At 73.9% G+C, this 21,326-nt stretch carries 23 protein-coding genes; 17 read left to right on the top strand and 6 right to left on the bottom strand.

The genetic code is table 11. From position 1 onward, the window contains the following. Window positions 1-59 precede the first annotated feature (59 nt). Together hemW and ACFC0B_RS27040 are read left to right on the top strand one after the other, a co-directional pair. On the top strand, window positions 60-1,289 hold the full coding sequence (gene hemW / locus ACFC0B_RS27035) for a radical SAM family heme chaperone HemW (protein WP_376090960.1): 1,230 nt from the start codon (window positions 60-62) through the stop codon (window positions 1,287-1,289). Between the two features lie 40 nt (window positions 1,290-1,329). Continuing rightward, window positions 1,330-1,887 carry a Uma2 family endonuclease gene (locus ACFC0B_RS27040; protein ID WP_376090963.1) on the top strand — a complete coding sequence of 186 codons (558 nt, stop codon included), beginning with the start codon at window positions 1,330-1,332 and terminating at the stop codon, window positions 1,885-1,887. Here ACFC0B_RS27040 and ACFC0B_RS27045 read toward each other — a convergent pair. The 4 genes from ACFC0B_RS27045 to htpX form a co-directional block, all read right to left on the bottom strand. Then, the gene (locus ACFC0B_RS27045; RefSeq protein ID WP_376090966.1) at window positions 1,878-2,711 is read right to left on the bottom strand and encodes a DUF3097 domain-containing protein; all 834 of its coding nucleotides are present in this window, start codon (window positions 2,709-2,711) and stop codon (window positions 1,878-1,880) included. The two genes, ACFC0B_RS27040 and ACFC0B_RS27045, sit on opposite strands and share 10 nt — an antisense overlap. 20 nt (window positions 2,712-2,731) lie before the next feature. Further along, complete coding sequence (locus tag ACFC0B_RS27050) at window positions 2,732-3,511, bottom strand: DUF2785 domain-containing protein (RefSeq protein WP_376090969.1); 780 nt, start codon at window positions 3,509-3,511, stop codon at window positions 2,732-2,734. 63 nt (window positions 3,512-3,574) lie between these two features. Continuing rightward, complete coding sequence (locus tag ACFC0B_RS27055) at window positions 3,575-4,162, bottom strand: hypothetical protein (RefSeq protein WP_376090971.1); 588 nt, start codon at window positions 4,160-4,162, stop codon at window positions 3,575-3,577. Window positions 4,163-4,192: 30 nt separating this feature from the next. Then, window positions 4,193-5,113 (bottom strand): zinc metalloprotease HtpX, encoded by a 921-nt coding sequence (gene htpX / locus ACFC0B_RS27060; protein WP_376090974.1) that lies wholly within the window; start codon window positions 5,111-5,113, stop codon window positions 4,193-4,195. 275 nt (window positions 5,114-5,388) lie between these two features. On the opposite strand from htpX, the gene hrcA reads away from it, so the two are divergent. The 15 genes from hrcA (at window position 5,389) to ACFC0B_RS27135 (ending at window position 19,637) form a co-directional block, all read left to right on the top strand. Then, on the top strand, window positions 5,389-6,423 hold the full coding sequence (gene hrcA, locus ACFC0B_RS27065) for a heat-inducible transcriptional repressor HrcA (protein WP_376090977.1): 1,035 nt from the start codon (window positions 5,389-5,391) through the stop codon (window positions 6,421-6,423). Between the two features lie 73 nt (window positions 6,424-6,496). Further along, on the top strand, window positions 6,497-7,639 hold the full coding sequence (gene dnaJ, locus ACFC0B_RS27070; protein ID WP_355375149.1) for a molecular chaperone DnaJ: 1,143 nt from the start codon (window positions 6,497-6,499) through the stop codon (window positions 7,637-7,639). Between the two features lie 81 nt (window positions 7,640-7,720). Further along, a complete protein-coding gene (locus ACFC0B_RS27075) occupies window positions 7,721-8,470 on the top strand; it encodes a 16S rRNA (uracil(1498)-N(3))-methyltransferase (protein ID WP_376090981.1) in 750 nt (249 codons plus the stop codon). A gap of 81 nt (window positions 8,471-8,551) precedes the next feature. After that, window positions 8,552-11,794: a S41 family peptidase gene (locus tag ACFC0B_RS27080; protein WP_376090984.1), complete on the top strand. Its 3,243-nt coding sequence runs from the start codon at window positions 8,552-8,554 to the stop codon at window positions 11,792-11,794. Between the two features lie 137 nt (window positions 11,795-11,931). After that, complete coding sequence (locus tag ACFC0B_RS27085; protein WP_376090987.1) at window positions 11,932-12,285, top strand: histidine triad nucleotide-binding protein; 354 nt, start codon at window positions 11,932-11,934, stop codon at window positions 12,283-12,285. A 4-nt stretch (window positions 12,286-12,289) separates the two neighbouring features. Continuing rightward, window positions 12,290-13,210, top strand: a complete 921-nt coding sequence (locus ACFC0B_RS27090) for a ribonuclease Z (protein WP_376090990.1) — start codon at window positions 12,290-12,292, stop codon at window positions 13,208-13,210. 199 nt (window positions 13,211-13,409) lie between these two features. After that, the gene (locus ACFC0B_RS27095) at window positions 13,410-14,534 is read left to right on the top strand and encodes a PhoH family protein (protein WP_376090993.1); all 1,125 of its coding nucleotides are present in this window, start codon (window positions 13,410-13,412) and stop codon (window positions 14,532-14,534) included. A 14-nt stretch (window positions 14,535-14,548) separates the two neighbouring features. Then, complete coding sequence (gene ybeY / locus ACFC0B_RS27100) at window positions 14,549-15,043, top strand: rRNA maturation RNase YbeY (protein ID WP_355375134.1); 495 nt, start codon at window positions 14,549-14,551, stop codon at window positions 15,041-15,043. A gap of 19 nt (window positions 15,044-15,062) precedes the next feature. After that, the gene (locus ACFC0B_RS27105) at window positions 15,063-16,388 is read left to right on the top strand and encodes a hemolysin family protein (RefSeq protein WP_376090997.1); all 1,326 of its coding nucleotides are present in this window, start codon (window positions 15,063-15,065) and stop codon (window positions 16,386-16,388) included. A 33-nt stretch (window positions 16,389-16,421) separates the two neighbouring features. Beyond that, a complete protein-coding gene (locus ACFC0B_RS27110; protein WP_376091000.1) occupies window positions 16,422-16,658 on the top strand; it encodes a hypothetical protein in 237 nt (78 codons plus the stop codon). 30 nt (window positions 16,659-16,688) lie between these two features. Beyond that, window positions 16,689-17,234: a DUF4383 domain-containing protein gene (locus tag ACFC0B_RS27115; protein WP_376091003.1), complete on the top strand. Its 546-nt coding sequence runs from the start codon at window positions 16,689-16,691 to the stop codon at window positions 17,232-17,234. A 30-nt stretch (window positions 17,235-17,264) separates the two neighbouring features. After that, window positions 17,265-17,630 carry a cytidine deaminase gene (locus ACFC0B_RS27120; protein WP_376091006.1) on the top strand — a complete coding sequence of 122 codons (366 nt, stop codon included), beginning with the start codon at window positions 17,265-17,267 and terminating at the stop codon, window positions 17,628-17,630. A gap of 124 nt (window positions 17,631-17,754) precedes the next feature. Continuing rightward, on the top strand, window positions 17,755-17,916 hold the full coding sequence (locus ACFC0B_RS27125; protein ID WP_376091009.1) for a hypothetical protein: 162 nt from the start codon (window positions 17,755-17,757) through the stop codon (window positions 17,914-17,916). Between the two features lie 55 nt (window positions 17,917-17,971). Next, window positions 17,972-18,901 carry a GTPase Era gene (era, locus tag ACFC0B_RS27130; RefSeq protein WP_376091012.1) on the top strand — a complete coding sequence of 310 codons (930 nt, stop codon included), beginning with the start codon at window positions 17,972-17,974 and terminating at the stop codon, window positions 18,899-18,901. Window positions 18,902-18,923: 22 nt separating this feature from the next. Beyond that, window positions 18,924-19,637 carry an alpha/beta fold hydrolase gene (locus tag ACFC0B_RS27135; RefSeq protein ID WP_376091015.1) on the top strand — a complete coding sequence of 238 codons (714 nt, stop codon included), beginning with the start codon at window positions 18,924-18,926 and terminating at the stop codon, window positions 19,635-19,637. Window positions 19,638-19,641: 4 nt separating this feature from the next. On the opposite strand, the gene ACFC0B_RS27140 is transcribed toward ACFC0B_RS27135, so the two are convergent. Next, window positions 19,642-19,908, bottom strand: coding sequence for a protealysin inhibitor emfourin (locus ACFC0B_RS27140; RefSeq protein WP_344337572.1), 267 nt, complete (start codon window positions 19,906-19,908; stop codon window positions 19,642-19,644). A 67-nt stretch (window positions 19,909-19,975) separates the two neighbouring features. Beyond that, window positions 19,976-21,004 (bottom strand): M4 family metallopeptidase, encoded by a 1,029-nt coding sequence (locus tag ACFC0B_RS27145; protein ID WP_376091018.1) that lies wholly within the window; start codon window positions 21,002-21,004, stop codon window positions 19,976-19,978. Between the last annotated feature and the right edge of the window lie 322 nt (window positions 21,005-21,326).

The following is a 21,326-nucleotide window of genomic DNA, read 5'->3' on the forward strand; positions in this document are numbered from 1 at the left end:
CGTACGGCCCGGAGGGCTGTACGGGACGGATGGCCCCGGCCGTACGGGACAATGGGGTCATGCCCTCCGCACTTCCCGACGGCGAACCGGTGCCGTCCGACGGTTCCCTGCCCGCGCACGCCCTCGACGGGCTGGGCTCGCGGCCGTTCGGCTTCTACCTGCACGTGCCCTACTGCGCGAGCCGCTGCGGCTACTGCGACTTCAACACCTACACCGCCACCGAGCTGCGCTCCTCGGGCACCGTCGCCTCCCAGGAGACCTACGCGGACAACGTGGTCGCCGAGATCCGCCTCGCCCGGCGGGTCCTCGGCGCGGACGCGCCGCCGGTGAGCACCGTCTTCCTGGGCGGCGGCACCCCGACCCTGCTGCCGGCCCGCGACCTGGTGCGGATGCTCGCCGCGATCCGCGACGAGTTCGGGATCGCCGACGGCGCCGAGGTCACCACCGAGGCCAACCCGGAGTCGGTGGACCCGGCGTACCTGGCGGAACTGCGCGAGGGCGGCTACAACCGGATCTCCTTCGGCATGCAGTCGGCCCGCCCGCACGTGCTGAAGCTGCTCGACCGCCACCACACCCCCGGCCGCCCCGAGGCCTGCGTCGCCGAGGCCCGCGCGGCCGGCTTCGAGCACGTCAACCTCGACCTCATCTACGGCACCCCCGGCGAGTCCGACGACGACTGGCGGGCCTCCCTGGCCGCCGCGATCGGCGCCGGCCCCGACCACGTCTCCGCCTACTCGCTGATCGTCGAGGAGGGCACCCGGCTGGCCGCCCGGGTCGGGCGCGGCGAGCTGCCGATGATCGACGACGACGTGCACGCCGACCGCTACCTGATCGCCGAGGAGGCGCTGGCCGCCGCCGGCTACTCCTGGTACGAGGTCTCCAACTGGTCCACCACCCCCGAGGGCCGCTGCCGCCACAACGAGCTGTACTGGACCGGCGGCGACTGGTGGGGCGCCGGCCCCGGCGCGCACAGCCACGTCGGCGGCGTGCGCTGGTGGAACGCCAAGCACCCCGCCGCCTACGCCCGGGCCCTCGCCGAGGGGCGCACCCCCGCCCAGGGCCGCGAGCGCCTCACCGCCGAGGACCGCCGCGTCGAGCGCATCCTGCTCGAACTGCGCCTCGCCGAGGGGATCCCGCTCGGCCTCCTCGCCGACACCGGCCGCGCGGCCGCCGCCCGCGCCCTCGCCGACGGCCTCCTCGCCCCCGCCCCCTACGAGCAGGGCCGCGCCGCCCTCACCCTCCAGGGCCGCCTGCTGGCCGACGCGGTGGTGCGTGACCTGGTGGACTGAGTGTCGTTACCGTGGTGTCAGCCGTCGGAGGGAGCGCGCCATGACCGCCATCGATGACCGGATGACGGGGATCTTCGAAGCCCTGGAGGTCCCGGAAGGCTGCAAGGCCGAACTCATCAGGGGGGAAATCGTGATGATGGCGGGGCCGGACCTGGCCCACAACCTCATCGTCGAGTCGATCGTCGACCAGATCCCCCGCACCCGCTGGCACCGGCTCCAGACCCAGGACGTGGCGTTCCCCGCGGACGGCAGCGAGCCCCAGCCGGATCTGGTGGTGATCGAGCGCGGAGCCGCCGAGGGCCCCGGACGGCTGCTCTCCGCGCCGGCCGTGACGCTGGTGGTCGAGGTGGTGTCGAAGACCAGCGTGCTGCGTGACTACCGGACCAAGCGGGAGCTCTACGCGGAGGGCGCCGTTCCCGCCTACCTGATCGTCGATCCGATCAAGGGTGTCTGCGTGCTGCTGACCGAGCCGAACCCGGCGGCGGCCTCGGGGCTGCCGGACTACGCGGTCGAGCGGACCACCAAGTTCGGCGAGCCCGTGCCGGTCGACCTGGTCGGGGTCGTCCTCGACACGTCGGACTTCCGGACCTACTCCTGATCCGGGAGGGTGACGAAGTCGATCAGCTCCTCGACGCGGCCCAGCAGTTCGGGCTCCAGGTCCCTGTAGGAGTTCACCGTGGCGAGGATCCGCTTCCACGCGGCGGGGGTGTCCTCGGGCCAGCGCAGGCGGCGGCAGGTGCCGAGCTTGAAGTCCTCGCCGCGGGGGACGGCGGGCCAGGCGGGGATGCCGACGGAGGAGGGCTTCACGGCCTGCCAGACGTCGATGTAGGGGTGGCCGACGACGAGCACGTGCGGGCCGGTGACCCGGGCGGCGATGCGGTGCTCCTTGGTGCCGGGCAGCAGGTGGTCGACCAGGACGCCGAGGCGCCGGCCCGGGCCGGGGGCGAAGTCGGCGACGATCGCGGGCAGGTCGTCGACGCCCTCCAGGTACTCGACGACCACGCCCTCGATCCGCAGGTCGTCGCCCCAGACCCGCTCCACCAGCTCGGCGTCGTGCCGGCCCTCGACGTAGATCCGCGACTCCCGGGCCACCCGGGCGCGGGCGCCGGGGACGGCGACCGAGCCGGAGGCGGTGCGGCCGGGGGCGCGCGAGGGGGCCGGGCCGGCGGGCCGGACCAGGGTGACCACCCGGCCCTCCAGCAGGAAGCCGCGCGGGACCATCGGGAAGACCCGGTGCTTGCCGAACCGGTCCTCCAGGGTGACGGTGAAGCCCTCCGCGGTCTTCTCGCAGCGCACCACCGCCCCGCAGAAGCCGCTCGCCGCCTCCTCGACCACCAGGTCCCGCTCGGCGGGCACCTCCGGGGCGGGCGACGTCTTCTTCCACGGCGGGGTCAGGTCGGGTCCGTACTGGCGGCTGCGCATTCCCCGGAGTCTACGAGGCGTCAGCCGGTGAACGGCGAGTTCACCACCAGGATCCCGGCGATCCGTTCGCGCAGCGCGGCCGAGTGCGGCAGCGGCACCGGGTCGCCGCCGCGCTCCATCCGCACGCCCCGGTCGGCGAGCACGTACAGCATCCGCAGCGTGCGCAGGGTGTTGGAGACGACCGCGGGCACGGCGCCGGTGGTCGCCGAGGGGCGGCGCGGCGGCTGGGCGGCGATCACGTCGAGCCAGCCGAGCGCCTGCCGCTCGGTCAGCTCGGGGCGGGTGAGGATCTGGGCGAGGGCGCGGCCGAGCCGGTCGTCCTCCAGCGCGTCCAGGACGTGGTCGGTGGGGGCGAGCAGCCGGGCGGCGACCAGCTCCAGCAGCGGCGCGGGGTCGGCGAGCAGCGGTCCGCGTCCGAGGGCGGCCAGGTAGTCGGCGCCGTGCGCGACGGCGTGCAGCCAGCCGAGTCCGGGATCGAAGCCGCGCAGGTCGCTCTCGGCGAGGTACCAGCGGGCGAAGGCGTCCAGCCAGGCGGGGCGGTGGGCGCCGAGGTCGGCGAGGTCGGCGAGGATCAGCGGGGCGAAGGTGCGGGCCTGGATCTCGGGGTCGGACAGCCGCTCGGCCATCTCGTCGCCGAGGGCCAGGCGCTGCTCCGGCGTGAGCAGGGGCACCCAGCGGCACAGCTGCTCGTAGGCGAGGCTGTCGCGCACGTGCGGGTCGGGGGAGCGCAGGGCGGCGCTCACGGCGGCGAGGGTCTCGGGGGTCGGGTCGGCGGTTTCGAGGGAGGTCCAGTCGATCATGGTCGGACCCTAGGCGCGCGGGGGAGCGGCGGCCACCGGATTTCCGGGCGCCGGGAGGGCGGCTCACAGCCCCGGGGCGCCCCAGACCGGGAACCAGCGGGTGAGGTCCTTCTCCAGCCGCAGGTCGTTGCCGAGCATGGCGTTGACCTCCAGCTCCAGCGGGCTGTCGCGCTTCTCCCCGCCGCCCGGCAGCGGCGCGAACGGGTAGAAGGTGCCGCGCTTGTAGAGGTAGACCAGGGCCAGCGGCCGCCGCCCCGCGGCGTCGCGGAAGCCGACCAGCGAGCAGAGCAGCTGCGGCCCGAAGCCGTTCGCCTCCAGCTCGCTGTTGACCGCGTGCAGGTCGTTGACGAGCTCCGGCAGCTCCTCGGGGGCGTGCCGGGCGAGCAGCCAGGAGTAGCCGTAGTCGTCCTTGGACGCCTCGACGGGGACGCCGCCGCTCCCGGTGTCGGCGTCGAGCAGCGCCCGGACCTGCCGCTCGACCTCGTCGAAGGCCCCGCCCTCGACCGAGGCGAAGCAGACCGAGCCGAGCCCGGTGGGCCGGAAGCCCGCCCCGGCCTCCAGCGTCAGCGCGGCGGACGGCACCCCGAACAGCTGGTCGAGGTCGGGCTTGACGGGCCTGCTGCGGCCGAACAGCGCGTCCAGGATTCCCACGGCGGTCCTTCCGGGAGGAGGGTCAACGGGTCACCGGCCGAGCCGCGCGGAGATCTTCGCGAGCTGGGCCAGCCGCTGCTCCAGCGTCGGGTGGGTGGAGAACAGCTGGGTGGCGGCCTCGCGGGCGCTCAGCGCGGGGGCGAAGTAGAAGGCGTTGTAGGCCTGGGCCTGGCGCAGGTCCTTGGTCGGGATGGCGGCGATCTGGCCGGTCACCTTGGTGAGCGCCGAGGCCAGCGCGCTGGGCCGGCCGGTGAGCTGGGCGGCGGCCCGGTCGGCGGCCAGCTCCCGGTAGCGGGAGAGCAGCCGGGTCAGCAGGAAGCTGATCGCGTAGACGGCGATCGACACCAGCGGGACGACCAGCGCGACGATCGCCGCGTTGGGGTCGTTGCTGTTGCGCCCGCCGCCCATGAAGCCGCCGTACACGGCGATCCTGGTCATCGCGCCGGCCAGCACGCCGAGGAAGCCGGCCACCGTCATCACGGCGACGTCCCGGTGGGCGACGTGCGACAGCTCGTGGGCGAGCACGCCCTCCAGCTCCTCCGGCTCCAGCCGGCGCAGCAGGCCGGTGGTGACGCAGACCACGGCCTTCTGCGGGTTGCGGCCGGTGGCGAAGGCGTTCGGCATGTCGTTGCGGGCGACGGCGACCCGGGGCTTGGGCATGTCGGCGAGTGCGCAGAGCCGGTCGACGGCGCCGTGCAGCTGCGGGTACTGCTCCGGGGTGACCGGGTGGGCGCCCATGGCCCGCTCGGTGATCTTGTCGCTGAACCAGAACTGGGCGACGAACAGGCCGCCGGAGATCAGGACGATGATCGGCCAGGCGCCGCGCAGCAGGGCGATCAGCAGCCCGGTGAATCCGACGTACAGCAGTCCGATCAGGAACATCGTCCCCACCATCCGGCCGGTCAGGCCGCGGTCGGGGGCGAAACGGGTGTGCGGGCCCGAGGTCGACATCGCTGCTCCTCCGTTCGCCGTCCGCTTTCGATGCTGCCACCCGGGCGGGCCCCCGGCATCATCCGCGCGCCGCGAACTGCGGGCAGGATCACCCCGGCCGGGCCGTTCCTGCCGTCGGACCCGGGCCTTACACTGGCAGGTACGGTTCTGGCACTCCGGCGTTCAGAGTGCCAAGGCCGGGCCCCTCGGGGCCGGCCCGACGGGCTCGAAATGCGGACACATGCCACAACGGCGTGTCACAACGGACAACGCGTGAAGACGGAGGTGCGTGCCCCATGGCCGGTGAGGTCCGCCAGCTCGACGACCGCAAGCTCGCGGTGCTTCGCGCGATCGTCCAGGACTACGTGGGGACGGAGGAGCCGGTCGGCTCCAAGGCCCTGGTGGACCGGCACAACCTCGGGGTCTCCCCGGCGACCGTCCGCAACGACATGGCGGCGCTGGAGGAGGAGGGCTACATCCACCAGCCGCACACCAGCGCCGGGCGCATCCCCACCGACAAGGGCTACCGGCTGTTCGTCGACAAGCTGGCCGAGGTCAAGCCGATGAGCGCGCCCGAGCGGCGGGCGATCCGGCACTTCCTGGACGGCGCGGTGGACCTCGACGACGTGGTCGCCCGCACGGTGCGGCTGCTGGCCCAGCTGACCCGCCAGGTCGCGGTGGTGCAGTACCCCTCGCTGAGCCGCTCCACGGTGCGGCACATCGAGCTGGTCGCGCTGGCCCCGGCGAAGGTGATGCTGGTGCTGATCACCAACACCGGCCGGGTCGAGCAGCGGCTGGTGGACTGCCCCGGCACGGTCGGCGAGACCCTGCTGGCGGACCTGCGGGCCCGGGTCAACGCCCGGGCCGCCGGCCAGCGGCTCCCGGACGTCCCCGGGCTGCTGGACGAGCTGCCCTCGCTGTTCGAGGCGGCCGACCGGCCGACCGTGACGACCGTGCTGGCGACGCTCTTCGAGACGCTCGCCGAGCAGAGCGAGGAGCGGATCATGCTGGCCGGCACGGCCAACCTGACCCGTTTCGGCCACGACTTCCCGCTGACCATCCAGCCGGTGCTCGAAGCGCTGGAGGAGCAGGTCGTCCTGCTCCGCCTCCTGGGTGAGACCGCGGACGCCGGGATGACGGTCCGGATCGGCCGCGAGAACGCCTACGAGGGGCTGAATTCCACGTCGGTCGTCTCGGTCGGTTACGGTTCGGGCGACGAAAGCGTGGCCAAACTGGGTGTGATCGGTCCGACCCGGATGGACTATCCGGGCACAATGGGGGCGGTGCGAGCGGTGGCACGGTACGTGGGCCAGATCCTGGCCGAGTCGTAGGAACGAGCACCCTCAGATCCGAGGGTGCCCGAAGTCGCAAGCACTCTTACAGGCGGAACAAGCGGAGCATTTGGTGGCCACGGACTACTACGCGGTACTCGGCGTCCGACGGGATGCGGGGCAGGACGAGATCAAGAAGGCGTTCCGGCGCCTGGCGCGCGAACTGCACCCGGACGTCAACCCGGACCCGAAGACGCAGGAGCGGTTCAAGGAGATCAACGCCGCGTACGAGGTGCTCTCCGACCCGCAGAAGCGCCAGGTCTACGACCTCGGCGGCGACCCGCTCTCGCCCAACGGCGGCGGCGGGGCGGGAGGCTTCGGCGCGGGCGCGGCCGGCTTCGGCTTCTCCGACATCATGGACGCCTTCTTCGGCGCCGCCTCCGGCCAGCGCGGCCCGCGCTCGCGGACCCGGCGCGGCCAGGACGCCATGATCCGCCTGGAGATCACCCTGGAGGAGGCCGCGTTCGGCACCACCAAGGAACTCCAGGTCGACACCGCCGTCACCTGCACCACCTGCAGCGGCGAGGGGGCCGCGCCCGGCACCTCCGCGCAGACCTGTGACATGTGCCGCGGCAAGGGCGAGGTCTCCCAGGTCACCCGGTCCTTCCTGGGCCAGGTCATGACCTCCCGCCCCTGCCCGCAGTGCCAGGGCTTCGGCACCGTCGTGCCGACCCCGTGCCCGGAGTGCGCCGGCGACGGCCGGGTCCGCGCCCGCCGCACCCTGACCGTCAAGATCCCCGCCGGTGTCGACAACGGCACCCGGATCCAGCTGGCCGGCGAGGGCGAGGTCGGCCCCGGCGGCGGCCCGGCCGGCGACCTGTACGTCGAGATCGCCGAGACCACCCACGCGGTGTTCCAGCGGCGCGGCGACGACCTGCACTGCACCGTCACCATCCCGATGACGGCGGCCTCGCTCGGCACCCAGGTGCCGCTGCAGACCCTGGACGGGGTGGAGGAGGTCGACATCCGGCCCGGCACCCAGTCCGGCCAGTCCATCCCGCTGCACGGCCGGGGCATCACCCACCTGCGCGGCGGCGGCCGGGGCGACCTGATAGTGCATGTCGAGGTGCAGACGCCCACCAAGCTCGACGCCGAGCAGGAGGACCTGCTGCGCCGCCTGGCGGTGCTGCGCGGCGAGGAGCGGCCGTCCGGCCAGTTCGCGCCCGGGCAGCAGGGGCTGTTCTCCCGGCTGAAGGACGCCTTCAACGGCCGGTAGCCGTCCCGCGCGGGGGTGCCGAGGCTTCCTCGGCACCCCTTTCGCGTTCCCGTTCCCGTTCCCACTCCGGAGGTTCCCCGCATGACCGCGCCCGTGTTCGTCGTCGACACCGAGCGGATCGCCGCCGCCGCGCCCGGCGCGCTGGTGCGGCTGGACGGGCCGGAGGGCCGGCACGCGGCCGCCGTGAAGCGGCTGGAGCCGGGCGAGGCGGTCACCCTGGCGGACGGTCTCGGCCTCGGCGTGGACGGCACCGTCGCGGCGGTGCACGGCAAGGACGCGGTCGAGGTGACGGTGGCGGCGGTGCGCCGCGAGCCGCAGCCGGCGCCGCGGATCGTCGTCGTCCAGGCGCTGCCCAAGGGCGACCGGGGCGAACTGGCCGTGGAGACCATGACCGAGGTCGGCGTGGACGTGGTGATCCCCTGGGCGGCCTCGCGCTGCATCACCCAGTGGAAGGGCGAGCGCGGCGCCAAGGCGCTCGCCAAGTGGCGGGCCACCGCGCGGGAGGCCGGCAAGCAGTCCCGCCGGCTGCGCTTCCCCGAGGTCCGCGACCTGGTGACGACCCGGCAGCTGGCCCCGGTGCTGGCCGGCGCCGCCTTCGCGGCCGTGCTGCACGAGGAGGGCGCCGCGCCGCTGGCCGGGGCGGCGCTGCCGGACGGCGGGGACCTGGTGCTGGTGGTCGGCCCCGAGGGCGGGGTCTCCCCGGAGGAGCTGGCCGCCTTCGCCGAGGCCGGCGCGAAGCCGTACCGGCTCGGCCCGTCCGTGCTGCGCACCTCGACCGCCGGGGTGGCGGCGGGCGCGCTGCTGCTGGGCCGCACCGGCCGCTGGTCGTAGCGCGGGAGGGCGTCCCCCTCGGGGGTTCGCGGTCGGCGAAGTCCGGGCGCGCGGCCCGGACCGCTGCCTAGGGTGACGGGTGTGAGCGAACCCGAGAGCACTCCCGTGGGCGCCTATCTGCGCCACCCGCACCTGCACGGCGACCTGGTCACCTTCGTGGCCGAGAACGACGTGTGGCTCGCCCCGCTGGACGGCGGCCGGGCCTGGCGGCTGACGGCCGACCACGTCCCGGTCCGCCGCCCCTGGTTCTCCCCGGACGGCCGGTACGTCGCGTTCACCTCCACCCGGGACGGCGCCCCCGAGGTGCACCTCGCACCGGTGGACGGCGGCCCGTCCCGCCGGCTCACCCACTGGGGCGACGCCCAGACCCAGCTGCGCGGCTGGACGGCGGACGGCCGGCCGATCGCCACCACCGCCGCCGGGCAGGCCTCGCTGCGCCGCACCTGGGCGCACGCCGTGCCGCTGGACGGCGGCGAGCCGGTGCGGCTGCCCTACGGGCCGGTCGGCGGGCTGGCCTTCGAACCGGGCGGCGACCGGGCGCTGCTGGTCTCGGCGTTCGGCGTCGAGCCGGCCTGGTGGAAGCGGTACCGGGGCGGGCGGGCCGGCAAGCTGTGGATCGGCGCCGAGCGCTTCGAGCGCGTCCACGAGGAGCTGGACGGCAACATCGAGTCGCCGCTGTGGGTGGGGGAGCGGATCGCGTTCCTCTCCGACCACGAGGGCGTCGGCGCGCTGTACTCCAGCCTCCCGGACGGCTCCGACCTGCGCCGCCACGGCACCTCCCCGGAGGGCTTCTACGCCCGCGACGCCACCACCGACGGCACCCGGACGGTCTGGCACAGCGCCGGCGACCTGTGGCTGCTGGAGGACCTGGCCGGCGCCGGCCCGCGCCGCCTCGACGTCCGGCCGGCCGGTCCGCGCACCGGCCGCCGCCCCCGCCCGGTGTCCGCCGCGTACTGGCTGGAGGGCGCCGCCCCGGACCGCACCGGCCGGGCCGGCGCGGTGGTGGTGCGCGGCACCGTGCACTGGCTCACCCACCGGGAGGGCCCGGCCCGGGTGCTGGACGAGACGCCGGGCGTGCGCGGCCGCCTCGCCCGGGTGGTGCCGGGCCCGGCGGGCGAGGACGGCGCGCAGGGCGTGGTCTGGGTGACCGACGCCGAGGGCGACGACGCGATCGAGTACGCGCCCGCCGTGCTCGGCACCGAGCGCCGCCGGCTGGCCGCCGGGCGGCTGGGGCGGGTCCGCGCCCTGCTGGTGTCGCCGGACGGCAAGCAGCTGGCGGTCGGCTCGCACGACGGCCGGGTGCTGCTGGTCGCGCTGGCCGACGGGGCCGTGCACGAGTTGGCGCACAGCACCGACGGCGAGGTCAGCGGGCTGGCGTTCAGCCCGGACTCGGCGTGGCTGGCCTGGTCGCAGCCGGCCCTCGGGCCGTGGTCGCTGCGCCAGATCGTGCTGGCCAACCTGGCCACCAGGACGGTCTCCGAGGCGACCCCGCAGCGGTTCATCGACACCTCGCCGGCGTTCACCGCGGACGGCCGGCACCTGGCGTTCCTCTCGGTGCGCAACTTCGACCCGGTGTACGACTCGCACGTCTTCGACCTGTCGTTCCCCAACGGCTGCCGCCCGTACCTGATCACGCTGGCCGCCGACACGCCGAACCCGTTCGGGCCGAGCCGGGCCGGGCGGCCGGCCGGCGGCGAGGACGACGAGCCCAGGGGCAAGCGGGCGGACGGCGAGGAGGGCGGGGCCGACGCGCCGCCGGTGACCAGGGTCGACCTGGACGGCATCGCCGACCGGATCGTGCCGTTCCCGGTGGAGGGCGGCCGGTTCGGCGCCCTGCGGGCCGCCAAGGACGGCGTGCTGTGGACGCGCGTCCCGCTGGTCGGCGAGCTGGGCGACGAGGCGGCCTCGCTGGAGGACGAGCGCCCGCGGCCCGCCCTGGAGCGCTTCGACTTCCGCAAGCGCCGGGCCGAGCAGCTGGTCGACGGCCTGGACGGGTTCGCGGTGAGCGGCGACGGCACCCGGCTGGCCGTGCTGGACGAGGGGGAGCTGCGGATCCTGCCCGCCGACCACAAGGCGTCCGGCGACGACGAGGAGGTCGACGTCGACCTGGACCGGCTGCGGGTGACCGTCGACCCGGCGGCCGAGTGGCGGCAGATGTACGACGAGAACGGCCGCCTGATGCGGGACAACTTCTGGCACCCGGAGCTCTCCGGGGTGGACTGGGCCGGGGTGCTGGCCCGCTACCGCCCGCTGGTGGAGCGGCTCGGCTCGCACGACGACCTGGTGGACCTGCTCTGGGAGGTGCACGGCGAGCTGGGCACCTCGCACGCCTACGTGGTGCCGCACGGCCGGCACACCGAGCCGGCCCGCCGGCAGGGCCTGCTCGGCGCCGACCTGGTCCGGGACGGCGAGGTGTGGCGGATCGCCCGGATCCTGCCCGGCGAGTCCTCGGACCCGCGGGCGCACTCGCCGCTGGCCGCCCCGGGCGCGGCGATCCGCCCGGGGGACGCCGTCCTGGCGGTCAACGGCCGCCCGGTGGACCCGGTGACCGGCCCGGCGCCGCTGCTCGCGGGCACCGCCGGGCAGCCGGTGGAGCTGACCGTGGCCGGCAAGGACGGCACCGACCGGCGCCACCCGGTGGTCGTCCCGCTCGCCGACGACGAGGCGCTGCGCTACCACGACTGGGTGGCCGGCCGGCGCGCCGCCGTGCGCGAGCTGTCCGAGGGCCGGCTCGGCTACCTGCACATCCCGGACATGCAGACCACCGGCTGGGCGCAGATCCACCGCGACCTGCGCTCGGAGATGGCCCGGGAGGGCGTGATCGTCGACATCCGGGGCAACCGGGGCGGGCACACCTCGCAGCTGGTGATCGAGAAGCTGTCCCGGCGGATCGTCGGCTGGGGCGTCGCCCGGGACATCGCCAGTCCGGCGCCGTACCCCGAGGACGCGCCGCGCGGGCCGGTCGTCGCCCTGGCCGACGAGTACTCCGGCTCGGACGGCGACATCGTCAACGCCGCCATCCAGGCGCTCGGCATCGGCCCGGTGGTCGGCACCCGCACCTGGGGCGGGGTGATCGGCATCGACAGCCGGTACTCGCTGGTCGACGGCACCCTGGTGACCCAGCCGAAGTACGCGTTCTGGTCGGAGCGGGTCGGCTGGGGCCTGGAGAACCACGGCGTGGACCCGGACGTCGAGGTGCCGTTCCCGCCGCACGCGTGGGGGGCGGGGGAGGACCCGCAGCTCGCCGAGGGGGTCCGGCTGGCGCTGGCGGCGCTCGCCGAGCGGCCGGCGAAGACCCCGCCGCCGCTGCCCGGGCGCCGCTAGGGCGGGCCGGCCCCGGCGGCGCCCGGGCAGGTTCTCTCCTTCGGGTCACGCCCGCCTGGCGTGACCCGAAAGAGAGGGCCTAGCATGCCGCCGTACGCACCGACCCGCTCAGCACCAGCACCCGCGAGGAGAACCCGATGGCCGGCGAGCCGCAGCCCGACTGCCTGTTCTGCAAGATCGTGGCGGGCGAGATCCCGGCCACCGTGGTGCGCAAGACCGAGCGGGTGCTCGCCTTCCGCGACATCGCCCCGAAGGCCCCGGTGCACGTCCTGGTGATCCCGCACGCCCACTACCCGAACGCCGCCGCGCTGGCCGCCGAGGAGCCGGAGACCGCCGGCGAGCTGCTCGCCGAGGCCGGCCGGGTCGCCGCCGACGAGGGCCTCGCCGACTACCGGCTGATCTTCAACACCGGCGCCGGCGCCGGGCAGACGGTCTTCCACGCCCACGTCCACGTGCTCGGCGGCAAGCCGATGACCGAGCGCATGGTCTAGCCGGGTGTCGCAGCGCGAACTCGTCGTCCTCGGCACCGCCAGCCAGGTCCCGACCCGGCACCGCAACCACAACGGCTACCTGCTCCGCTGGGACGGCGAGGGCCTGCTGTTCGACCCCGGCGAGGGCACCCAGCGGCAGATGCTGCGCGCCGGGGTCTCGGCCACCCAGCTCACCCGGATCGCCGTCACGCACTTCCACGGCGACCACAGCCTGGGCCTCGCCGGGGTGATCCAGCGGATCAACCTCGACCGGGTCCCGCACCCGGTGGACGTCTACTTCCCGGCCTCCGGCGAGGTGTACTTCGAGCGGCTGCGCCACGCCTCCGCCTACCACGAGACGGCCGTGCTGCGGCCCCGTCCGATCGAGGAGCCCGGCCCGCTGCCGGCGCCCGGCGCCCGCTTCGCGCTGGAGGCCGTCCGGCTCTCGCACCCCGTCGAGTCCTTCGGCTACCGGCTGAGCGAGCCGGACGGCCGCCGGCTGGTGCCCGAACGGCTGGCCTCCCTGGGCATCCGCGGCCCGGACGTCGGCCGGCTCCAGCGGCACGGCGCGATCGAGGCGGCCGGCCGGCGGGTCACCCTGGACGAGGTGAGCGAGCCGAGGCCCGGCCAGCGGTTCGCCTTCGTCATGGACACCCGGCTCTGCGAGGGCGTGCACGAGCTCGCCGAGCGCGCCGACCTGCTGGTCGTCGAGGCCACCTTCACCGACGCCGACGCCCGGCTCGCCGAGGACCACGGCCACCTCACCGCCGGGCAGGCCGGCAAGGTCGCCGCCGAGGCGGGCGCCCGCAGCCTGGTGCTGACCCACTTCTCGCAGCGCTACCCGGACCTCGGCCAGCACCTCGCGGACGCCCGCAAGCACTTCGACGGCCCGATCGTGCTTGCCGAGGACCTCGCCCGGGTACCAGTACCGCCCCGGCGCGCGTGACCCGGCCCGCACCCGCGCGGGCCGGTGCGCGCACGGCGCGGAAAACCGTTCGCGCCACCCGGGCGATCTGCCGCAGCATCGTCGGGTGCGGCCCCGCCGCCCGCCGCGTCGATCACGTGCGCGGCGTACCCTGGTGCCCCGGAGAGACCAGCGGCACCACGAGACACGGATGGGATGAGGCAGGCCCCAGCGCCGACCTATGAGTGACACATCGCAGACCCGTACCAACGGACAGCCGCGCCCCGAACCGGCCGACGACGGCCGCGTCAGCGCCCGGATCGTCATCCCCGAGAAGCATCCGATGGTCACCCTGCTCGGCACCGCCGACTCGCTGCTGCGGGTGATCGAGGAGGGCTTCCCCGCCGCCGACATCCACGTCCGCGGCAACGAGGTGACCGCGACCGGCGCGCGCGCCGAGGTGGCCCTCGTCAAGCAGCTGTTCAGCGAGATGATGCTGGTGCTGCGCACCGGCCAACCCCTGACGGAGGACGCCGTGGAGCGCTCCATCGCCATGCTCCGCGGTGCCGCGGAGGACCCCGACAGCCCGGCGCCGTCGCAGGTGTTCACCGCGAACATCCTGTCCAACCGGGGCCGGACCATCCGCCCCAAGACCCTCAACCAGCAGCGCTACGTCGACGCGATCGACAAGCACACGATCGTCTTCGGCCTCGGCCCGGCCGGCACCGGCAAGACCTACCTGGCGATGGCCAAGGCCGTCCAGGCCCTGCAGGCCAAGGAGGTCAACCGGATCATCCTGACCCGCCCGGCCGTCGAGGCGGGGGAGCGGCTGGGCTTCCTGCCCGGCACCCTCTACGAGAAGATCGACCCGTACCTGCGCCCGCTGTACGACGCCCTGCACGACATGATGGACCCGGACTCCATCCCGCGCCTGATGGCCGCCGGGACCATCGAGGTCGCGCCGCTCGCCTACATGCGCGGCCGCACCCTCAACGACGCCTTCATCATCCTCGACGAGGCCCAGAACACCTCGCCCGAGCAGATGAAGATGTTCCTCACCCGCCTCGGGTTCAACTCCCGGGTGGTGGTCACCGGCGACACCAGCCAGATCGACCTCCCGGGCGGCACCCGCAGCGGCCTCAAGGTCGTCCAGGAGATCCTGGTCGACGTGCCCGACATCCACTTCTCCGTCCTCACCAGCACCGACGTGGTCCGCCACAAGCTGGTCGGCCGGATCGTGGACGCGTACGAGCGCTGGGACGCCCGCCAGGAGGCCCAGGAGACCGAGGAGCGCCGGCTCCCGGTCAAGCCCGCCCAGCGGCGCGGCTCGCGCGCACCCCGACAGTCCCATCGCACCGAAAGCTGAGTAACCAGCCCCTCATGTCGATCGACATCGCCAACGAGTCCGGTTGGGACGCCGACGAGGAGTCCATCCTCGACGTCGCCCGCTACGCACTGGACAAGATGCGGATCCACCCGCAGTCCGAACTGTCCGTGATCCTGGTGGACGGAGCGGCGATGGAGGAGCTGCACATCCAGTGGATGGACCTCCCGGGCCCGACGGACGTGATGTCCTTCCCGATGGACGAGCTGCGCCCCGGCAAGGAGGGCGAGGAGCTCCCGCAGGGCCTGCTCGGCGACATCGTGCTCTGCCCCGAGGTCGCCGAGCAGCAGGGCAAGGCGGCCCCGTCGAAGCACTCGATGGACGAGGAGCTGCAGCTGCTCACCGTGCACGGCGTGCTGCACGTGCTCGGCTACGACCACGAGGAGCCGGACGAGGAGGCCGAGATGTTCGGCCTCCAGAAGGCGATCCTCGACGGCTGGCGGGCCGAGCGGGGCCTCGGCGGCATCTCGCCGGCCCCCACCACCCACTGAGCGCGGAGCCCGAACCCCTGTGAGTGGTGAGAGTACGAGTTTCATCCTCGGTGCCGTACTGCTGGTCGTGCTCGGCTGGCTGGCCGCGTGCGCCGAGGCGGGCATCTCCCGGGTCTCCCGGTTCCGGGCGGAGGAGGCCGTGCGCTCCGGGCGCAAGGGCTCGGCCCGGCTGCTGGCGCTGGCCACCGACCCGATCCGGTACCTCAACCTGGCCACCCTGATCCGGGTCGCCAGCGAGATGGCGGCGGCGGTCCTGGTCACCGTGGTGTGCGTGCGCACCATCGACACGACCTGGCAGGCCGTGCTGCTGGCGTTCGGCGTGATGGTGCTGGTGTCCTTCGTGGCGGTGGGCGTCTCGCCGCGCACGATCGGCCGCCAGCACCCGCTGACCACCGCGACCGCGGCCTCCTTCGTGCTGCTGCCGCTGGCCCGGATCCTCGGCCCGATCCCGCGGCTGCTGATCCTGCTCGGCAACGCCCTGACGCCCGGCAAGGGCTACAAGGAGGGCCCGTTCGCCTCCGAGGCGGAGCTGCGGGCCCTGGTCGACCTGGCGGAGAAGAACGACGTCATCGAGGACGAGGAGCGCCGGATGGTGCACTCGGTCTTCGAGCTGGGCGACACCATCGTCCGCGAGGTGATGGTGCCGCGCACCGACCTGGTGATGATCGAGCGGCACAAGACCGTGCGGCAGGCGCTGACCCTGGCGCTGCGCTCGGGCTTCTCGCGGATCCCGGTGGTCGGCGACAACGAGGACGACGTGGTCGGCATCGTCTACCTCAAGGACCTGGTGCGCCGCACCCACATCAACCGGGACTCGGAGTCCGACGAGGTCGGCGCCGTGCTGCGCCCGGCGGTGTTCGTCCCGGACTCCAAGCCGGCCGCCGACCTGCTGCGCGAGATGCAGCAGATGCGCTCCCACGTCGCGATCGTGATCGACGAGTACGGCGGCACGGCCGGCCTGGTCACCATCGAGGACATCCTGGAGGAGATCGTCGGCGAGATCACCGACGAGTACGACCGGGAGATCCCCCCGGTGGAGGACCTCGGGGACGGTTCCTACCGGATCACCGCCCGGCTGCTGGTCGAGGACCTCGGCGAGCTGTTCGGGATCGAGCTGGAGGACGAGGACGTCGAGACGGTCGGCGGCCTGCTGGCCAAGCACCTGGGCCGGGTGCCGATCCCCGGCTCGTCCTGCGAGATCCCGGTGCCGGAGGAGATCCCGGGCGGCCTGACCGCGATCCGGCTGACCGCCGAGAGCTCGGCCGGGCGCCGCAACCGGATCGGCTCCGTGGTCGCCGCCCCGGTGCGGACCGGGTCCCGGGCCGGCCGGGAGGGCGGCGAGTAGCGTTCGGGTGCCTCCGGGGCGACGATGGGAGGCATGACGCACCAACTTCGCGCGGAGTACGGCCCGCAGGGGAGCGCGGGCGGGGTGAAGGTCTGGCACGTCGTGCGGGAGAAGGATCCGGCCGTGGCCCTGTGCGGCCGGACCATTCCCGCCGAGGCGGAGACCCGGCCGGAGCAGGAGTGGGGGACCGGGCTCCGGGGATGCCAGCAGTGCGGCTCGCTGTACATGCACGAGGTGCCGCACATGCAGGGGGCCCACCCCTACAGCTAGCCAGGCGCTACGGCCACTTCGGAGGTCGCCATGAAGCTGCAAGACGAACTGCCCGTCGACCACAAACTGGTGCTGGTCTGGCGGATCGGGGCGGGGCTCGGCGGGATCTTCCTGATCGTGTTCGGCTGCCTGGGGCTGGCCGACCACCCGGGCTTCCTGTCCACCGAGGGCAACGAGATCGCGGGGATGTCCACCAACGGCGCACTGAGCGTCCTGTCCATCGTGGTGGGCGGGATCCTGGTGCTCGGCGCGGTCGTCGGCGGGAACTTCGCCGCCAATCTGAACATGGCGGCCGGGGCGCTGTTCATCCTCTCCGGGTTCTACGGGCTGACGGTGCTCGAACGGCCGGACGCCAACATCCTGAACTTCGGCATCCACAACGTGATCTTCGCCTTCGCCTTCGGCGTGGTGATCACCGCGTTCGGGATGTACGGGAGGGTCAGCAGCCACCTGCCGCACGACAATCCGTACTGGCGCAAGCGGGTGGGGGAGGAGGAGGGGCAGGCGCTGCCGGCCGGTCCCAAGACCTTCGTGAAGGTGATGCGGCCCGGGCCGCCCAATCCGATCGGGCACTGAGCACCCGCCGGGCCCCCGCGGCCGGGGCCTATGCTCCTGGGCATGAGTGACATCGTCGAGCTGGACCCCGAAGACAAGAAGATCATCACCCTGGCCCGCTCCGTCCGCGCCCGCAACGGCGTGGCGGAGGGGGCCGCGGTGCGTGACGAGACCGGCCGCACGTACGTGGCCGGGACGGTCGCGCTGGAGTCGCTGCGGCTGAGCGCGGTGCGGACGGCGGTGGCGATGGCGGTGGCCAGCGGCGCGAAGTCGCTGGAGGCGGCGGCCGTGGTGACCGAGGCGGAGCAGCCCGCGGAGGCCGACCTGGCCGCGGTGCGGGACCTCGGCGGCGCGGGCACCCCGCTGCTGCTGGCCGGGCCGGACGGGCTGCTGCGCGCCTCGGTCGCGGCCCGCTGAGAGCGCGGACCGCAGGGCGCCCGGGGTTCGCGCCCCGGGCGCCGGCGCGTTCCGGAGCCACTGGATTCGGCGGATAATCTCACCGGGGATGGGCGGGGAACCGGCACGGTGAGGGGGCTGGGCGATGCTGGGGACGTTCGCGTTCTTCGCGGGGCTGCTGGCGGGCGTGATGGGCATGGGCAAGTGGCAGGAGACCGGGTCGCCGTTCTGGCTCTGGGGCTCGGTCGCCTTCCTGCTGATCGTCCTCGGCTGGGGCCTGGGCGCGGCCTTCAAGGGGCGGAAGTGAGGGACCGGGCGGCCGGTGTCCGCCCCGGCGGGGGTGATCAGGGACAATGGAGCCCATGAATGCCCCTTCCTCCTCGTACCGCTCCGGCTTCGCGTGCTTCGTCGGCCGGCCCAACGCGGGCAAGTCGACCCTGACCAACGCTCTGGTGGGGACGAAGGTCGCGATCACCTCCGACCGCCCGCAGACCACCCGGCACACCGTTCGCGGCATCGTGCACCGCCCGGACGCCCAGCTGGTGCTGGTGGACACCCCCGGCCTGCACAAGCCGCGCACCCTGCTCGGCGAGCGCCTCAACGACCTGGTCCGCAGCACCTGGGCCGAGGTCGACGTGATCGGCTTCTGCCTGCCCGCCGACCAGAAGCTCGGCCCCGGCGACAAGTTCATCGCCAAGGAGCTCGCCGAGATCAAGAAGACCCCCAAGGTCGCCATCGTCACCAAGACCGACCTGGTCGACTCCAAGCGGCTCGCCGAGCAGCTGATCGCCGTCCACCAGCTCGGCGCCGAGCTGGGCATCGAGTGGGCCGAGATCATCCCGGTCTCCGCGGTGGGCGACAAGCAGGTGGAGCTGGTCGGCGAGCTGATCAGCAAGCTGCTCCCGGAGGGCGTGCCGCTCTACCCGGACGGCGACCTCACCGACGAGCCCGAGCAGATCATGGTGGCCGAGCTGATCCGCGAGGCCGCGCTGGAGGGCGTGCGCGACGAGCTGCCGCACTCGCTGGCCGTCGTGGTCGAGGAGATGCTGCCGCGCGAGGGCCGCCCGGCCGACCGGCCGCTGCTCGACATCCACGCCAACGTCTACATCGAGCGGCAGAGCCAGAAGGCGATCGTGATCGGGGCCAAGGGCGCCCGGCTCAAGCACGTCGGCACCACCGCCCGCAAGCACATCGAGGCGCTGCTCGGCACCCCGGTCTTCCTGGACCTGCACGTCAAGGTCGCCAAGGACTGGCAGCGGGACCCGAAGCAGCTGCGCAAGCTCGGGTTCTGAACCACCGGGGAGGGGGCGCGGCATGAGGCTGCACACGCGCGAGTGGGGCACCGGCGACCGGGTCGCGCTGCTGGTCCACGGGATCATGTCCGACCACCGCAGCTGGCGGTCGGTCGGCCCGGCGCTCGCCGGGCGCGGCTACCGGGTGATCGCCGTCGACCTGCGCGGCCACGGCGCCAGCCCGCGCGGCGAGGGCGCCACCCCGGTGGACCGCTACGGCCCCGAGCGGTACGCCGAGGACCTGGTCGACACCCTGCCGCGGGGCGCCGACCTGGCCATCGGCCACTCGCTGGGCGCGCTGACCCTGCTGCACGCCGTCGAGCGGCTGCGGCCGGCCCGGGCGGTCTACTCCGACCCGGCCTGGCGGTTCGCCCGGCCGGGCCTCTTCGACCCGGCGGTCTTCGCCCAGTTCAAGCAGGCCACCCGGGAGCAGATCGGCGCGGTCAGCCCGCGCTGGGACCCCGCCGACGTGGACGTCGAGCTGGCCACCCTGGCGCTGTGGGACCCGGACACCGCGCTCGCGCTCTCCGCGCTGCACGGCCGGGCCGGGCTGCCCGGCGCCCCGGCCGTGCCCTCGCTGGTGCAGCTCGCCGACAACAGCCGGCTGATCGGGCCCGAGGACGCCGCCGCCCTGCGCGGCCTCGGCTACGAGGTCCGCACGGTGCCCGGGGCCGGCCACACCATCCACCGGGAGGACCTCCCGGGCTTCCTGGCCTCCCTCGACGGCTGGCTCTGAGGCCCTACGCCCCTTCGCGCAGGACCAGGGAGACCAGTTCGCGCTGGGACTCGGTGAGCTTCGGGTCCGCGCAGTGCACCGTCCGGCCGTCGACGGTGATCTCGTAGTGGAAGCCGTCCGGCACCCCGTAGGAGGGCGTGCGCAGCCCGCCCGCGACGGCCTCGCGGGCGAGCGCGTGCACGTGCGGGGCGTCCACCCGCTCGGTGGTGTCGAGCTCAGCGCGGCGGACGTGTCCCGCGAGGCCGCCGGTCCGGGTCACCTGGATACGCATGGTGTCCATGGTGCTACCCAGCGATGGCGTTTGCCGGGGTTTTCCCGGACCGTGACTTAAGTGCGGCTCAAGTCGGGCTGATGCCGACCTTCGCCCAGGACGCGGTCACCGTGTCGGCCACCTCCGGTTCGGGGTAGCGGGCCTTCGCGGCGGCCACGGTGGCCCGGGCGAAGGCGGTGAAGTCGGCGTCCCCGGGCAGCCGCCGGCCGGTCAGCGCGTCGTACCAGATCCGGCCGGCGCGCTCCCAGGCCGGGCCGCCGAGCGCGGTGGCGAGCAGGTAGAAGGCGTGGTTGGGGATGCCCGAGTTGATGTGCACCCCGCCGTTGTCCTGGGAGGTGCGCACGTAGTCGCGCAGGTGGGCGGGCTGCGGGTCCTTGCCGAGCCGCGGGTCGTCGTACGCGGTGCCGGGCGCCTTCATCGAGCGCAGCGCGACCCCCTGCACGCCGGGGGCGAGCAGCCCGGCACCGATCAGCCAGTCCGCCGCGGCGGCGTCCTGCCCCAGCGCGTACTGCTTGACCAGGGAGCCGAAGACGTCGGAGACCGACTCGTTGAGCGCTCCGGGCTGGTCGCGGTACTCCAGGCCGGCGGTGAACTGGGTGACGCCGTGGGTGAGTTCGTGGCCGATCACGTCGACGCAGGCGGTGAAGTCGCCGAACACCTCGCCGTCGCCGTCGCCGAAGACCATCCGTTGGCCGTCCCAGAAGGCGTTGTCGTAGTTCCGGCCGTAGTGGACGGTGGCGTCCAGCCGCAGGCCCTGGTCGTCGATGGAGTGCCGCCCGAAGACGGCGGAGAACAGGGTCCAGGTGTCGCCCAGGCCGTCGTAGGCGCGGTTGGCGGACTGGTCGGGCAGTGGGCTCTCGCCCTCCCGGCGGACGGTGCGGCCGGGCAGGCGCTCGCGGTGCGCGGCGTCGGAGATCACCCGCTCCAGGCGGTCGGCGGCCCGGGCGGGGAAGGCGGGGAGCGTGGCGGTGAGCCGTGCGGCCCGGTGCGCGGCGTCGAGGGCGAGGGAGCGGGCGGCGGGCTCGTGACCGTCCTCGGCGAGGCGGTCCAGGACGTACGGCGGAACGATCGCGCAGAGCGTCGGTTCGGCTGTCATGTGGCCCAGCGTGAGGCATCGATGACGTGTTGTCACCGGCGCGGACGGGATTGCGCGCCGCCCGGTCGCGCCCGCGCGCCGTCTCAAGGGGTGGGAAGAGCGGGCGGCCCGCTTCGGGGTCGCGCGGCGCTGGGTTAGGCTGAGCCGCATCATGCGCAACGGGCTGCTTCTTCTTAGCTGCCGCGTCGAGGGCCTGTAGTCCACCAAGGGCCGGCTCCCTCGCCGCGGGGACTGTGCTGCGCGCTGAATTCGGGTGACCCGCCTGCGGGTCGCGAGCGGCAGCAGGCCGGCCGAGTCGGGTGAGGACACCGCCCCGACCAGC

It is taken from the genome of Kitasatospora sp. NPDC056184, from assembly GCF_042268405.1.
In the GTDB taxonomy this organism is placed as follows: Bacteria; Actinomycetota; Actinomycetes; order Streptomycetales; family Streptomycetaceae; genus Kitasatospora.

What these genes read in the sequence shown, in the direction of transcription:
- hemW (WP_376090960.1), top strand. Translation starts at nt 60, where the DNA reads ATGCCCTCCGCACTTCCCGACGGCGAACCGGTGCCGTCCGACGGTTCC.
- ACFC0B_RS27040 (WP_376090963.1), top strand. Translation starts at nt 1,330, where the DNA reads ATGACCGCCATCGATGACCGGATGACGGGGATCTTCGAAGCCCTGGAG.
- ACFC0B_RS27045 (WP_376090966.1), bottom strand. Translation starts at nt 2,711, where the DNA reads ATGCGCAGCCGCCAGTACGGACCCGACCTGACCCCGCCGTGGAAGAAG.
- ACFC0B_RS27050 (WP_376090969.1), bottom strand. Translation starts at nt 3,511, where the DNA reads ATGATCGACTGGACCTCCCTCGAAACCGCCGACCCGACCCCCGAGACC.
- htpX (WP_376090974.1), bottom strand. Translation starts at nt 5,113, where the DNA reads ATGTCGACCTCGGGCCCGCACACCCGTTTCGCCCCCGACCGCGGCCTG.
- hrcA (WP_376090977.1), top strand. Translation starts at nt 5,389, where the DNA reads ATGGCCGGTGAGGTCCGCCAGCTCGACGACCGCAAGCTCGCGGTGCTT.
- ACFC0B_RS27075 (WP_376090981.1), top strand. Translation starts at nt 7,721, where the DNA reads ATGACCGCGCCCGTGTTCGTCGTCGACACCGAGCGGATCGCCGCCGCC.
- ACFC0B_RS27085 (WP_376090987.1), top strand. Translation starts at nt 11,932, where the DNA reads ATGGCCGGCGAGCCGCAGCCCGACTGCCTGTTCTGCAAGATCGTGGCG.
- ACFC0B_RS27095 (WP_376090993.1), top strand. Translation starts at nt 13,410, where the DNA reads ATGAGTGACACATCGCAGACCCGTACCAACGGACAGCCGCGCCCCGAA.
- ybeY (WP_355375134.1), top strand. Translation starts at nt 14,549, where the DNA reads ATGTCGATCGACATCGCCAACGAGTCCGGTTGGGACGCCGACGAGGAG.
- ACFC0B_RS27110 (WP_376091000.1), top strand. Translation starts at nt 16,422, where the DNA reads ATGACGCACCAACTTCGCGCGGAGTACGGCCCGCAGGGGAGCGCGGGC.
- ACFC0B_RS27115 (WP_376091003.1), top strand. Translation starts at nt 16,689, where the DNA reads ATGAAGCTGCAAGACGAACTGCCCGTCGACCACAAACTGGTGCTGGTC.
- ACFC0B_RS27120 (WP_376091006.1), top strand. Translation starts at nt 17,265, where the DNA reads ATGCTCCTGGGCATGAGTGACATCGTCGAGCTGGACCCCGAAGACAAG.
- ACFC0B_RS27125 (WP_376091009.1), top strand. Translation starts at nt 17,755, where the DNA reads ATGCTGGGGACGTTCGCGTTCTTCGCGGGGCTGCTGGCGGGCGTGATG.
- era (WP_376091012.1), top strand. Translation starts at nt 17,972, where the DNA reads ATGAATGCCCCTTCCTCCTCGTACCGCTCCGGCTTCGCGTGCTTCGTC.
- ACFC0B_RS27135 (WP_376091015.1), top strand. Translation starts at nt 18,924, where the DNA reads ATGAGGCTGCACACGCGCGAGTGGGGCACCGGCGACCGGGTCGCGCTG.
- ACFC0B_RS27140 (WP_344337572.1), bottom strand. Translation starts at nt 19,908, where the DNA reads ATGCGTATCCAGGTGACCCGGACCGGCGGCCTCGCGGGACACGTCCGC.
- ACFC0B_RS27145 (WP_376091018.1), bottom strand. Translation starts at nt 21,004, where the DNA reads ATGACAGCCGAACCGACGCTCTGCGCGATCGTTCCGCCGTACGTCCTG.